13 protein-coding genes are annotated in these 13,129 nt (G+C 61.6%); 12 read left to right on the top strand and 1 reads right to left on the bottom strand.

What is annotated here, in order from left to right; all coding sequences use genetic code 11:
- Positions 1 to 6 precede the first annotated feature (6 nt).
- The 5 genes from AC2FJ6_RS06965 to AC2FJ6_RS06985 all read left to right on the top strand — a co-directional run bounded on the left by AC2FJ6_RS06965 (position 7) and on the right by AC2FJ6_RS06985 (position 6,017).
- Positions 7 to 1,488 (top strand): UDP-N-acetylmuramoyl-L-alanyl-D-glutamate--2,6-diaminopimelate ligase, encoded by a 1,482-nt coding sequence (locus AC2FJ6_RS06965; protein WP_170769205.1) that lies wholly within the window; start codon positions 7 to 9, stop codon positions 1,486 to 1,488.
- On the top strand, positions 1,485 to 2,879 hold the full coding sequence (locus tag AC2FJ6_RS06970) for a UDP-N-acetylmuramoyl-tripeptide--D-alanyl-D-alanine ligase (RefSeq protein ID WP_496668705.1): 1,395 nt from the start codon (positions 1,485 to 1,487) through the stop codon (positions 2,877 to 2,879). Before AC2FJ6_RS06965 ends, AC2FJ6_RS06970 begins: the two co-directional genes overlap by 4 nt.
- Before the next feature lie 24 nt (positions 2,880 to 2,903).
- Positions 2,904 to 3,986, top strand: a complete 1,083-nt coding sequence (gene mraY / locus AC2FJ6_RS06975) for a phospho-N-acetylmuramoyl-pentapeptide-transferase (protein ID WP_170769207.1) — start codon at positions 2,904 to 2,906, stop codon at positions 3,984 to 3,986.
- A gap of 150 nt (positions 3,987 to 4,136) precedes the next feature.
- Positions 4,137 to 5,537, top strand: a complete 1,401-nt coding sequence (gene murD / locus AC2FJ6_RS06980) for a UDP-N-acetylmuramoyl-L-alanine--D-glutamate ligase (RefSeq protein WP_170769208.1) — start codon at positions 4,137 to 4,139, stop codon at positions 5,535 to 5,537.
- A gap of 105 nt (positions 5,538 to 5,642) precedes the next feature.
- Positions 5,643 to 6,017 (top strand): glycine zipper family protein, encoded by a 375-nt coding sequence (locus AC2FJ6_RS06985; RefSeq protein ID WP_170769209.1) that lies wholly within the window; start codon positions 5,643 to 5,645, stop codon positions 6,015 to 6,017.
- Positions 6,018 to 6,040: 23 nt separating this feature from the next.
- Here AC2FJ6_RS06985 and AC2FJ6_RS06990 read toward each other — a convergent pair whose 3' ends face one another.
- Positions 6,041 to 7,219, bottom strand: a complete 1,179-nt coding sequence (locus tag AC2FJ6_RS06990) for a BaiN/RdsA family NAD(P)/FAD-dependent oxidoreductase (RefSeq protein WP_496668707.1) — start codon at positions 7,217 to 7,219, stop codon at positions 6,041 to 6,043.
- 137 nt (positions 7,220 to 7,356) lie between these two features.
- Here AC2FJ6_RS06990 and AC2FJ6_RS06995 point away from each other — a divergent pair, with 137 nt between their 5' ends.
- From AC2FJ6_RS06995 to murB, 7 genes are all read left to right on the top strand, one after another.
- Positions 7,357 to 7,713: a cupin domain-containing protein gene (locus AC2FJ6_RS06995; RefSeq protein WP_170769211.1), complete on the top strand. Its 357-nt coding sequence runs from the start codon at positions 7,357 to 7,359 to the stop codon at positions 7,711 to 7,713.
- Positions 7,714 to 7,868: 155 nt separating this feature from the next.
- Positions 7,869 to 9,032, top strand: coding sequence for a putative lipid II flippase FtsW (ftsW, locus tag AC2FJ6_RS07000; RefSeq protein ID WP_170769212.1), 1,164 nt, complete (start codon positions 7,869 to 7,871; stop codon positions 9,030 to 9,032).
- Positions 9,032 to 10,123 (top strand): UDP-N-acetylglucosamine--N-acetylmuramyl-(pentapeptide) pyrophosphoryl-undecaprenol N-acetylglucosamine transferase, encoded by a 1,092-nt coding sequence (locus AC2FJ6_RS07005; RefSeq protein ID WP_170352555.1) that lies wholly within the window; start codon positions 9,032 to 9,034, stop codon positions 10,121 to 10,123. Before ftsW ends, AC2FJ6_RS07005 begins: the two co-directional genes overlap by 1 nt.
- Entirely contained in the window at positions 10,120 to 11,529 is a 1,410-nt protein-coding gene (murC, locus tag AC2FJ6_RS07010) for a UDP-N-acetylmuramate--L-alanine ligase (RefSeq protein WP_170769214.1), read from the top strand. Before AC2FJ6_RS07005 ends, murC begins: the two co-directional genes overlap by 4 nt.
- Before the next feature lie 72 nt (positions 11,530 to 11,601).
- Positions 11,602 to 11,850 carry a DUF2484 family protein gene (locus AC2FJ6_RS07015; RefSeq protein WP_170769215.1) on the top strand — a complete coding sequence of 83 codons (249 nt, stop codon included), beginning with the start codon at positions 11,602 to 11,604 and terminating at the stop codon, positions 11,848 to 11,850.
- On the top strand, positions 11,847 to 12,101 hold the full coding sequence (locus tag AC2FJ6_RS07020; RefSeq protein ID WP_170784125.1) for a DUF2484 family protein: 255 nt from the start codon (positions 11,847 to 11,849) through the stop codon (positions 12,099 to 12,101). Before AC2FJ6_RS07015 ends, AC2FJ6_RS07020 begins: the two co-directional genes overlap by 4 nt.
- Before the next feature lie 45 nt (positions 12,102 to 12,146).
- Positions 12,147 to 13,073, top strand: a complete 927-nt coding sequence (gene murB / locus AC2FJ6_RS07025) for a UDP-N-acetylmuramate dehydrogenase (protein ID WP_496668709.1) — start codon at positions 12,147 to 12,149, stop codon at positions 13,071 to 13,073.
- Positions 13,074 to 13,129: the final 56 nt, after the last annotated feature.

The following is a 13,129-nucleotide window of genomic DNA, read 5'->3' on the forward strand; positions in this document are numbered from 1 at the left end:
TAGGGCATGGGCACAAGAACAAAAACACTCAGCCAACTGGCCCTGACCGCACGCGGAGGGGCAAACCCTGACATCACCGGACTGGCCGTGGATAGCCGCGAGGTACAGGAGGGGTTCCTGTTTGCCGCTTTGTCTGGCACCCGCGTGCATGGCGGTAAGTTTATCCAATACGCCTTGCGCATGGGCGCGGCAGCCATCCTGACCGATGCCGAAGGGGCGCAGATCGCAGCAGCGGAACTGGCCGCATCGGATGCAGCTTTGATCGTGGCCGAAGATCCGCGTCAGGCGCTGGCTGGATGTGCCGCGCTGTGGTTTGGCGCTCAGCCGCAGACCATTGTGGCCGTAACTGGAACCAATGGGAAAACCTCGGTCGCCACATTCGTGCGCCAAATCTGGATGGAGCTGGGCCACGCCGCTGTCAACCTTGGCACCACCGGGGTCGAAGGCGCATGGACTGCCCCGCTGGCCCACACCACGCCCGAGCCGATCACCCTGCATCGCTGTCTGGCTGAGGCGGCCGCAAATGGCGTGACCCATGCTGCGATGGAGGCATCCTCGCACGGGTTGGAACAGCGTCGTCTGGACGGGGTGCATCTGGTGGCTGCGGGGTTCTCGAACTTCACGCAGGACCATCTGGACTACCACGAAACGTTCGAGGCGTATTTCGCCGCCAAGGCTGGTCTCTTCGACCGGGTGCTGCCGCAGGACGGCACCGTCGTGATCAATATGAGCGACCCCAAAGGGGCCGAGGTCCGCAAGATCGCTAAGGCGCGCGGGCAGGAGGTTCTGACCGTCGGACTGGGCGATGCGGATCTGTGCCTGATGAACCAGCGTTTTGACGCCACAGGGCAGGATTTGCGGTTTTCATGGAAGGGCAAAGTGTTCCAGACGCGCTTGAACCTGATCGGAGGGTTCCAGGCTGAAAACATCCTTCTGGCCTGTGGTCTGGTGATCGCCGGTGGGGAAGAGCCCGAACGCGTATTTGAAACTCTGCCGCATCTGACAACCGTGCGGGGCCGGATGCAACTTGCAGCGACGCGCCACAATGGAGCGGCGGTGTTCGTCGACTATGCCCATACGCCTGACGCTGTGGCCACTGCGCTCAAGGCGTTGCGCCCACATGTGATGGGGCGGCTGATTGCCATTGTTGGCGCCGGCGGCGACCGCGATGCGACCAAGCGGCCTTTGATGGGGCAGGCCGCCGCAAACCATGCCGACGTGGTTTTTGTCACCGATGACAACCCGCGCAGCGAGGATCCGGCCACCATCCGCGCCGCCGTTTTGTTGGGCGCGCCTGAGGCGACTGAGGTAGGCGACCGGGCCGAGGCCATTCTGCGCGGCATAGACGCGCTGCAACCGGGGGATGCTTTGTTGATTGCAGGCAAGGGGCATGAGACCGGTCAGATTGTCGGCGATCAGGTTCTGCCCTTTGACGATGTGGAACAGGCCAGTATCAGCGTGGCCGCGCTGGACGGGAGGGTGGCATGACGCTCTGGACTGCGGCTGAGGCCGCTGAGGCCACCGGCGGGCGCGTCACTTGTGACTGGTCCGTGAACGGCGTGTCGATTGACACCCGAACCTTGCAACCCGGCGACCTGTTCGTGGCGCTAAAGGCGGCACGGGACGGGCATGACTTCGTGGCTCAGGCGTTGGAAAAGGGGGCAGGGGCGGCTTTGGTGTCCCGCATCCCCGATGGCGTGGCCGAGGATGCGCCGTTGCTGATCGTCGACGATGTACAGGCCGGGTTGGAGGCGTTGGGCCGGGCAGGCCGCGCACGCACCGATGCGCGCGTGGTGGGTGTGACGGGCAGTGTGGGCAAGACTTCGACCAAGGAAATGCTGGCCAATGTTTTGGAAACGCAGGGCAAAACCCACGCCAGCGTCGCCAGCTACAACAACCATTGGGGCGTGCCGCTGACCTTGGCGCGGATGCCGCGCGACACCGAATTTGCAGTGATTGAGATCGGCATGAACCATCCCGGAGAGATTGCGCCTCTGGCCCAACAGGCCCGCCCGCATGTGGCGCTGGTGACGACCGTAGCGGCCGTGCATCTTGAAGCGTTCGACTCGGTGGCCGGTATCGCCCATGAGAAAGCCGCGATCTTTGAAGGGCTGGAACCCGGTGGGGCGGCCATCGTGAATGCTGATATTGAACATGCGGGTATCTTGGGTGAGACAGCGCAAAGCTGTGGTGCCGGCATTGTGGAATTTGGGCGCGCGGCGGCAGACTACATTCTCACGGATGTTGAGCAGAGCGCAGACTCCGTTCACGCGACGGCTCAGGTGGGCGGTGACGCCGTCCGTTTCGACGTGCAATCGGCGGGCACGCATTTTGCGATGAATGCCCTGGGTGCTCTGGCGGCCTGCGTCGAGATGGGGGTCGATCTGGACAAGGCGATTGCCGGTCTGCGCCGGTGGTCCCCAGTCAAAGGCCGTGGCGTACGCGAGCAAATCGCGTTGGCTGGTGGTGGTCAGATTGAGCTGCTGGACGACAGCTACAACGCCAACCCGACCTCGATGGCAGCGGCGTTGGACGTTTTGGCAGCCGCCGAAGGTTCCCGCCGCATCGCGTTTCTGGGTGACATGAAAGAGCTGGGTGCCCAGGAATTGCCAATGCACGCGGCTATGGCAGATGTTGCGGCGATGGCCAAGGTCGATCAAGTGCATTGCATTGGTCCGCTGATGAAATCGTTGCACGACGCGCTGCCTGACGACAAGCGCGGGCTTTGGACGGAAACAAGCGCCGAGATGGCCACCAAGCTGCCTGACCTGATCCGGTCGGGGGATGTAGTTCTGGCCAAGGGCTCGCTGAGTATGGCATTGGCACGGATTGTTGACGGGCTGCGTGAAATGGGGCAAGGGAGCGCGCTTGAGCCATGATCGCCGCATCAGAAAGGTACTAGGATGCTCTATTGGTTGACCGGCCTATCGGATGGCGGGGATTTCTTTAACCTCTTTCGCTATATCACCTTCCGTGCGGGTGGTGCCTTTATGACAGCGCTGATCTTTGGGTTTATCTTCGGCAAACCGCTGATCAATGTGCTGCGTCGCAAGCAGGGCAAGGGTCAGCCGATCCGTGACGATGGTCCCGAGGGGCATTTTTCCAAGGCGGGAACGCCAACGATGGGGGGCTTGCTGATCGTGGGTGCTCTGGTCACGTCGACGCTGGTCTGGGCGCGGTGGGACAACCCCTATGTGTGGATGGTTTTGTTCGTGACACTGGGCTATGCGGCGATTGGCTTTGCGGATGACTATGCCAAGGTCTCCAAGCAGAACACCAAGGGCGTGTCGGGCAAGATGCGACTGGCTTTGGGTATACTGATTGCGGTTTTGGCTTCGGGCTGGGCGACGCTGCACCACCCCGAGGCGTTGCAGAACCAGCTGGCAGTGCCGGTGTTCAAGGATACGCTGGTCAATCTGGGTATTTTCTATATCCCGTTTGCGATTGTTGTGATCGTGGGGGCTGCGAATGCGGTGAACCTGACCGACGGGCTGGACGGTTTGGCGATTATGCCTGCGATGATCGCGGCCTCGACTTTGGGTGTGATTGCCTATGCGGTTGGGCGGGTCGACTTTACCGAATATCTGGACGTGCATTATGTGCCGGGGACTGGTGAGATTTTCATCTTTACCTCGGCGCTCTTCGGCGCGGGACTTGGGTTCCTGTGGTACAATGCACCCCCGGCGGCGGTGTTCATGGGCGACACGGGGTCGTTGGCCTTGGGCGGTGCTTTGGGGGCGATAGCGGTGGCCACGAAGCACGAACTGGTGCTGGCTGTTGTTGGCGGCCTGTTTGTGGTCGAGGCGCTGAGTGTTATCATTCAGGTGCTGTATTTCAAACGGACCGGGCGACGGGTGTTCCTGATGGCGCCGATCCATCATCACTATGAGAAAAAAGGCTGGGCTGAGCCGACGATTGTGATCCGGTTCTGGATCATCTCGCTGATCCTGGCGATGATCGGGTTGGCGACGCTGAAGGTCCGGTAACGCTCCCGCCTGGTTCGGAGGGCCTGCGGCCCGCCTGCCACCAGTTGGGCCCCGCTCGCGCTGACGCGCGAGCCTTTTGCGTCTCTTGCCAATGCTGGTTTCTTCTGCGCAGTGTGGCGGCGCATTTGGCGGCAGAAGAAGGTGGGCGGCATGATCCCGGTCAAAGGGTGTTCAGGACAGAAAATTGCAGTTCTGGGGCTGGGGCGATCCGGGTTGGCGACCGCGCGGGCCCTGCGGGCCGGGAAGGCTGAACCGATCTGTTGGGATGACAACCCAGCAGCCCGTGAAAAGGCCGAAGCCGAGGGGTTCACTTGCGCTGATCTGCGGCGGCAAGGTGCGTTTGACGATATCGTGAGCCTGATCGTTTCCCCCGGCATTCCGCACCTCTACCCTGAGCCGAACCCGGTTGTTGCGGCGGCATTGGAGGCCGGAGTGCCGGTGGACAATGATATCGGCCTGTTTTTTCGGTCTTTCGCCGGGCCGGAGTGGAACAATTACGACATCCCTCCGCGGGTCATAGCGGTCACCGGGTCGAACGGTAAATCAACGACCGCCGCGCTGATCCATCATATTCTGACTGCGGCCGGGCGAGAAACGCAACTGGCGGGCAATATCGGGCGCGGTGTGCTGGATATCGAGCCGGGGGGCGATGGCTCGGTCGTCGTGCTGGAACTGTCGAGCTATCAGACCGAACTGGCGCGTGCGCTGACGCCGGATGTGGCGGTTTTTACCAACCTGTCGCCCGATCATCTTGATCGGCATGGCGGGATGGGCGGCTATTTCGCGGCCAAGCGCCGCCTGTTCGCCGAAGGCGGGCCCGACCGCGCGGTGATCGGAGTGGATGAGAAAGAAGGTGCGTTTCTGGCAGGCCAACTGGCCGAGGGGCCCGCGGATGACCGGGTCATGCGGATTTCGGTCACGCGCAAGCTGACGGGGCCGGGGTGGCAGGTTTTTGCGCGCAAGGGGTTTCTTTCGGAATACCGCAAAGGCCGCCAAACCGGCGCCATTGACCTGCGTGAGATCAAGGGTCTGCCGGGTGCCCATAACCATCAAAACGCCTGTGCCGCCTATGCAGCGTGCCGCGCGTTGGGGCTGGCCCCGCGCGTGATCGAAGATGCGCTACACAGCTATCCGGGCTTGCCGCATCGTAGTCAGATCATCGCCGAAGCGAATGGTGTGACCTATGTGAACGACTCGAAAGCCACCAATGTGGACAGTGCGCTCAAGGCGTTGCGCGCGTTCAAGAAGATTCGCTGGATTTGCGGCGGGCTTGAGAAGGAGGGCGGGCTCGATGCCCTGAACGGCGCGAAAGCCCATGTTGTCAAAGCCTACGTCATCGGGCGTGAGGCTGCTGGTTTTGCCATGCAGCTTGAGGCCGAGGCGCAAGTTTGCACCACCATGGGCGCAGCCGTGGCGCAGGCCTTCGCCGATGCCCAACCGGGTGAGACGGTCTTGCTGGCCCCGGCGGCGGCCAGCTTCGACCAATATGACAATTTTGAACAACGAGGCGACGACTTCACGGCAGAGGTGCAGAAGCGGCTGGCGGACTAAGGATTTGCAATAGACCGCCGGTTGCGCCAAGCTGCGGTGCCATCTGCTTGACGCACCAGCATTTTTGGTTTTGCGTGCCACTAAATTCAATGTGAGGTTAAGATTATGTCCTACCGTAAAGTCTCTTTGATCCTGCCCGCTCTGCTTGTTGCGGGGGCCTGCACCAATGTGGGGGCCAATTACCAGCCCGTGGTCGATGGGCCTGTGGGTCCGAACTACAACGCGGATCTGGCCCAATGTCAGGCGTTGGCCCGGTCTCAGCCGGTAGTGGATGGTAACACGGCAGGGGCTGCGGCGATCGGTGCGGCGGGTGTCGCTGGCACCAAGGCTATCATCGACGACAGCGCCAGTGATCTTGGCCGCGCGGCAGTTGCTGGAGCCATTGTCGGTGCAGGGGCCAGTGCGATCAGCAATACTCAGAACCAGGAAGTCATCGTGCGCAACTGCATGCGTGGACGCGGGTACAACGTCGTCGGCTAGGGCCGCGCCATTGGATGTGTTGGCTAACGCGCCGCAATGGCGGTTCCGGCAGCATGGCCCGAGGACCACGCCCACTGGAAGTTGTAGCCGCCCAGCCACCCAGTGACATCCACTGCTTCACCAATCGCATAGAGGCCGGGGACATCCCTGGCCTCCATCGTTTTGGACGACAGATCATCTGTGTCGATCCCGCCCAAAGTGACCTCGGCGGTGCGATAGCCTTCGGTGCCTGAGGGGGTCAATTGCCAGTCGGACAGAGCCGCTGATAGATCGGTCAGGGCGACGTCGGATTGATCGGCCAGATTTCCATTCATCGAAAGGTGGTGTTTCAGGTACTCCACCAATCGCGCGGGCAGGTGGCGTGCCAGTTCGGTGGTCAGGGCCTTGCGCCCTCCGACCTGACGCTGATCGCGTAGCAGGTCGAACAGGGGCAAGCCCGGGATCAGGTTGACGCAGATCGCCTCGCCTTCACGCCAATAGGACGACAGTTGCAGCACTGACGGTCCGCTGAGGCCACGATGGGTGAACAACAACGCCTCATCAAAGCTGGTGCGCGCGTTCGACAGGCGCGCAGGTACGGACACGCCTGACAGCTCTTTGAACCGGCCATCCGAGAAGGTAAAGGGCACCAGCGCCGCGCGGGTATCCGTGACCCGCAGCCCGAACTGTCGCGCGATGTCATAGGCCAGCCCGGTCGCGCCCATCTTGGGGATGGACTTGCCACCTGTAGCCAGCACCAGATTGCGGCAGGTCAGGTCGTGACGCTGGCCTTCCCGCTCGACCCCCAACGCGAACCCAGCTTCGGTCTTGCGCAGATCGCGAAGACTAGTTTGCACCCACAGCTCGGCCCCGGCGCGCGCGATCTCATCCAGCAACATCTGGATGATCTGCTTCGACGAGCCGTCGCAAAACAACTGCCCCAGCGTTTTCTCGTGCCATGCGATGCCATGGCGACCAACCAGATCAACGAAATCCCACTGCGTGTACCGTGCCAGCGCGGATTTGCAGAAATGAGGGTTCTGCGACAGGAAATTGCCCGGCCCCGCATGCATATTGGTGAAATTGCATCGCCCACCGCCCGAGATGCGGATCTTCTCACCCGGCGCTTTGGCATGGTCGATCACCAGAACCCGCCCGCCACAATTGGCCGCGCACATCATGCCAGCAGCACCGGCACCCAGGATGATCGTGTCATAGCTCATGCGCGGGGGATGGCGTGGATCAGGGCGAAAGACAAGGCCCCATACGCTGTGTTGATCCGTGCAGGCTTGCAAATCGCCTGCGAGTTCTCGAATGATATGGGATATTTCCCTGTCATCGCACTCCGGATGGAACCGAAATGAACCCGATCAACCTGCACGAAAAGCTGGCGCAATTCTCAACACATTGGGACCCGCACGTCGTCGCCGACTACAACCAGAATGATGTCATGGTGGTGAAATTCCAGGGCGAGTTTCCGTTCCACAAACATGACACCACCGATGATTTCTTTCTGGTGCTCGAGGGTGAGATGATCATGGATATCGAAGGCCAGCCCTCGCAAACCGTGCGGGCCGGAGAGATCTTTGTGGTTCCCACAGGTGTCGTGCACCGTCCGCGTGCAGAGCGCGAGGTCAAGGTGTTGCTGATCGAACCGAAGGGAGAGCCGAATTCGGGCGATTCCGACCAGCCCGCGGCACCCAAGCCAAGGCTGTGACTCTGGTCGTTTTGCCGATCTGCTGGCGTCTCCGCGCTAAGCGGAGATTTTCCTATCTTTCCCTTATTTCCCTAGCCCAAACGGCAAAACCGCTGTAGAGTCTCAATCAGACCCCGAAAACGGGGCGTGAACGAGGCAGAGAGTGGCGGTATCTCATGACTGAGATGGTGTATGGCGCGGTCCAGGACACGCGCGGCGAACCGATTCTACCAAAGTGGTGGCGCACGATTGATCGCTGGACCATGTCCTGCGTTTTGATCCTGTTTGTCATTGGTTTGTTGCTGGGGTTGGCTTCATCGCCGCCACTGGCGGGGCGCAACGGATTCGATCCGTTCCACTATGTCGAACGGCAGGCGCTGTTTGGCGGGCTGGCGCTGGTGGCGATGCTGCTGACCTCAATGATGTCGCCCACATTGGTACGGCGTTTGGCGGTGCTGGGTTTTCTGGGCGCGTTTGTGGCGCTGGCCTTTCTTCCGGTCTTCGGGACCGATTTCGGCAAGGGCGCTGTGCGCTGGTATTCGCTGGGATTTGCCTCGCTGCAACCTTCTGAGTTTTTGAAGCCCGGCTTCATTGTTGTCGCCGCATGGCTGCTGGCGGCCTCGCAAGAGATCAACGGTCCTCCGGGGCGATTGTGGTCCTTTGCGCTGTGCATGGCGATTGTGGCTATGCTGGTGCTGCAACCGGATTTCGGTCAGGCCTGTCTGATTCTGTTCGGCTGGGGCGTGATGTATTTCGTGGCTGGCGCGCCGATGCTGTTGCTGGTTGGCATGGCGGGGGCCGTGGTGCTGGGCGGGATGCTGGCCTATTCCAACTCGGAACACTTTGCCCGCCGCATTGACGGTTTTCTGAACCAAGAGGTCGATCCTACCACGCAGCTTGGCTATGCCACCAACGCTATCCGCGAAGGTGGTCTGTTCGGCGTCGGCGTGGGTGAAGGGCAGGTGAAGTGGTCCTTGCCCGATGCGCATACCGATTTCATCATCGCCGTCGCGGCCGAGGAGTATGGGCTGATCCTGGTGCTGATCATCATCGCGCTCTATTCGCTGATCGTCGTGCGCTCGCTGCTGCGGTTGATGCGCGAACGCGACATGTTCATCCGTCTGGCAGGCACCGGTCTGGCCTGTATGTTCGGCGTTCAGGCGATGATCAACATGGGCGTGGCGGTGCGTTTGCTGCCCGCCAAGGGCATGACGTTGCCGTTTGTCAGCTATGGCGGCTCGTCCCTGATTGCCGGCGGTATAGCGGTTGGCATGTTGCTGGCCTTCACCCGCACCCGCCCACAGGGTGAGCTGGGTGACATTCTGCGTGGTCGCGGCTGATGCCTTACCTTCTGATCGCGGCAGGCGGCACCGGGGGGCACATGTTCCCCGCGCAGGCGCTGGCCGAGGCGATGCTGCAAAAAGGCTGGCGCGTACGCCTGTCCACCGATGCGCGCGGCGCGCGCTATACCGGCGGATTTCCCCATTCGACCGAGATTGTCGAGGCGACTTCGGCCACCTTCGCGCGTGGCGGGCTGGCGGCCAAAGCGTTGGTCGGGCCAAAGATCGCGGGCGGCGTGACCAGCATGGCGATGCAAATGATGCGCGACCGCCCGGATGTGGTGGTTGGCTTTGGTGGCTATCCTTCGATCCCGGCGCTGGGGGCGGCGACTCTGCTGAACATCCCGCGCATGATCCATGAACAGAACGGTGTGCTGGGCCGTGTGAACCAGCTGTTTGCCAAGCGCGTGGCGCAGGTGGCCTGCGGGGTCTGGCCCACGGATTTGCCCGACGGCGCAAAGGGCGTCCATACCGGCAACCCGGTGCGCGGCGCGGTGCTGGAACGTGCCGCGGCAGGCTATATCCCGCCCGGAGACTACCCGATGTCAGTTCTGGTGATGGGTGGCAGCCAGGGTGCGCGTATCCTCAGTGATGTGGTGCCCGGCGCACTTGCGGCGCTGCCGGAAGATCTGCGTGCCTATATCCGCGTGGCGCATCAGGCCCGCGACGAAGACGGCGAACGCGTCACCGCGTTTTACGCCGACCATGGCATCCGGGCCGAGGTTCTGCCCTTTTTCGATGATGTCCCTCGGCGCATGTCCGATGCGCAGCTGGTGATCAGCCGCTCGGGCGCGTCCAGTGTGGCCGATATCTCGGTCATCGGGAGACCCTCGATCCTTGTCCCCTTTGCCGCCGCTGCGGGCGACCATCAAACCGCCAATGCGCGCGGGCTGGTGCAGGCGGGTGGCGCGATCATGATCCCCGAAAACCTGCTTGACGTTGCCGCGCTGACCGAGCAAATCACCGCCGTTCTGACAAACCCCGAGGCCGCACAAAAGATGGCCCGTGCCGCCCTATCGACCGGAGCCCCGGACGCGACCGAGCGTCTGGTTCACCTTGTCGAAGAGCTGGCGCAGAAGGAGACCCCATGAATCCAGCCACCAAACTGCCGCAAGACGTAGGGCCGATCCATTTCGTTGGCATCGGCGGAATTGGGATGTCGGGCATTGCCGAGGTGCTGCTGAATCTGGGCTACCGGGTGCAAGGCTCGGACCTGAAAGCTTCCAAGATCACCGACCGTCTAGCTGGTCTGGGGGCCGAGATTTTCGTGGGCCAGCGCGCCGAAAACCTTGAAAACGCAGCCGTCGTTGTGGTCTCCACCGCGATCAAGCCGGGTAACCCTGAATTGGACGGCGCCCGCGCGCAGGGCCTGCCGGTGGTGCGCCGCGCCGATATGCTGGCCGAGTTGATGCGCCTGAAATCCAACATCGCCATCGCCGGAACTCATGGCAAGACCACCACGACCACCATGATGGCTGAGCTTATGGTGGCGGGCGATTTCGACCCCACCGTGATCAATGGCGGCATCATCCATGCCTACGGGTCCAACGCGCGGATGGGACAGGGTGAATGGATGGTGGTCGAGGCCGACGAATCCGACGGCTCGTTCAACCGCCTGCCTGCGACTATTGCCATCGTCACCAATATCGACCCCGAGCATATGGAGCATTGGGGTGATTTCGACCGGCTGCGGGATGGGTTTTACGAATTCGTCTCGAACCTGCCCTTCTACGGTCTGGCTGTGTGCTGCACCGACCATGCCGAGGTGCAGACGCTGGTGGGCCGCATCAGCGACCGCCGGGTGCGCACCTATGGGTTCAACGCGCAGGCCGATGTGCGGGCCGTGAACCTGACCTATAAGGGCGGCGTCGCGCATTTTGATATCCAACTTCAATACGAAGACACGGTGATCGAGGGCTGCACCCTGCCTATGCCCGGCGACCACAATGTTTCGAACGCTTTGTCCGCCGTGGCTGTGGCCCGCCATCTGGGCATGAAAACCGCTGAAATCCTCGATGCGCTGGCCAATTTCGGTGGCGTCAATCGCCGCTTTACCAAGGTCGGCGAGGTCGATGGCGTTACCATCATCGACGACTATGGCCACCACCCGGTTGAGATTGCCGCCGTGCTGAAAGCCGCACGCCAAGCCAGTGATGGGCGTGTGATCGCCGTTCACCAACCGCACCGCTATTCGCGCCTGTCGAACCTGTTCGAGGATTTCTGCACCTGTTTCAACGACGCCGACGTGGTCGCAATCGCTGATATTTTCGCTGCGGGTGAAGACCCGATCGAGGGCGCATCCCGCGATGATCTGGTGCAGGGGCTGATCCGCCACGGTCATCGTCACGCCCGCGCGCTGCTGGATGAAAACGATCTGGAACGTTTGGTCCGCGAACAAGCCCGCCCTGGTGACATGGTCGTTTGCCTCGGGGCCGGGACAATCAGCGCCTGGGCCAACGGTTTGCCGGACCGTTTGCAACGTAAACAAGCTGTGTGACGCAGGGAACCAACTTGACGCTCGACTGATTTGAGCGTTTGCAGCCGCGAAACAACGTCCTCGGAGGGGCGCATGGTAAATTCAGTGGTGTTTGCGGGACTTTGGGTGATTGCCTCGACCATCGTGGCGATGTTGCCGTTGCGCCTGCAGTTTCCGCCGGGTGTTGTGCTGTTCGTCAGTGCCCCTGCGCTGATCGTCTGGTTGGGCCATGATTTCGGCTGGTTCGTTTCAGTGCTGGCCTTCGCGGGGTTTGCATCCATGTTCCGTAGACCGATCCGCCACTACTGGCACCGTTGGACCGGGCAGGAGGTTCAGGAATGAATTGGTCAATCGCTCTGGCTGCGTTGTGGGGAATCGCCGCGAATGTGCTGGCGATGATCCCCAGCAAAGACAACCACTGGACCCGCGCCTATGTCCTGATTGCGGTGGGGATTCCGATATTGGGCTATGTCACCTTGCAGAACGGCCCGTGGATCGGACTGTTGGTGCTGGCGATGGGTATGTCCGTGCTGCGTTGGCCGGTGATTTATCTGGGGCGCTGGATACGTCGGATGCTCGGTTCGGCTCAGTGACAGATACGGCTTGCGCGGAGGAAGTAAATCCGCGAAGGAACCCGAATGACATCTCTTCCAGAACCCCGTGGCAAGCTGACCCAGAACCGAGCGTTGAACGACCTGACATGGCTTCGTGTCGGCGGTCCAGCAGATTACTTGTTCCAACCTGCGGATATCGACGATCTGAAAGGGTTTCTGCGCGACCTGCCCGCAGATTTCGACGTGTTCCCCATGGGTGTTGGGTCAAACTTGATCGTCCGGGATGGCGGCTTGCGCGCCGTGGTGATCCGGCTAGGGCGCGGGTTCAACGGGATCGAGATCGCAGGTAACACCGTCACAGCTGGTGCCGCGGCGCTGGATGCGCATGTGGCGCGCAAAGCGGCAGATGCGGGGGTGGACCTCACGTTTTTGCGTACCATTCCGGGCTCGGTCGGTGGGGCGGTGCGGATGAACGCAGGCTGCTATGGCAGCTACACAGCGGACGTGTTGCGCAAGGCCACCATTGTCACGCGCCAGGGGGAGGTCGTGGACCTGACACCGAAGGACCTGAACTTCCGCTATCGGCAGTCGGATTTGCCCGATGGGGCGGTGCTGATTTCGGCCACGTTCGAGGGGCCCGCGGGTGATCCACAAGCGCTGCATGACCGGATGGCGGCGCAATTGCAAAAACGCGATGAGACCCAACCCACAAAAGACCGCAGCGCAGGTTCGACCTTCCGCAACCCGGCAGGGTTTTCCTCGACGGGCAGGGCGGATGACGTGCACGATCTGAAGGCGTGGAAAGTGATCGACGATGCCGGGATGCGCGGGGCCACCAAGGGTGGCGCGCAGATGAGCGAGAAGCACTCGAATTTCCTGATCAACACTGGCGGTGCCACTGCCGCTGACCTCGAAGGTCTGGGCGAAGAGGTGCGAAAAAAGGTTTACGAAACAAGCGGCATCACGCTAGAGTGGGAAATCATGCGGGTCGGAGATCCGTTGAAGGAATAAAGCCCCAACCGTCAGACCAAAACAGGCAAATTCAGGCGACGGATCAAAGGCATAAA

The organism is Ruegeria sp. CDSA089 (genome assembly GCF_059612205.1).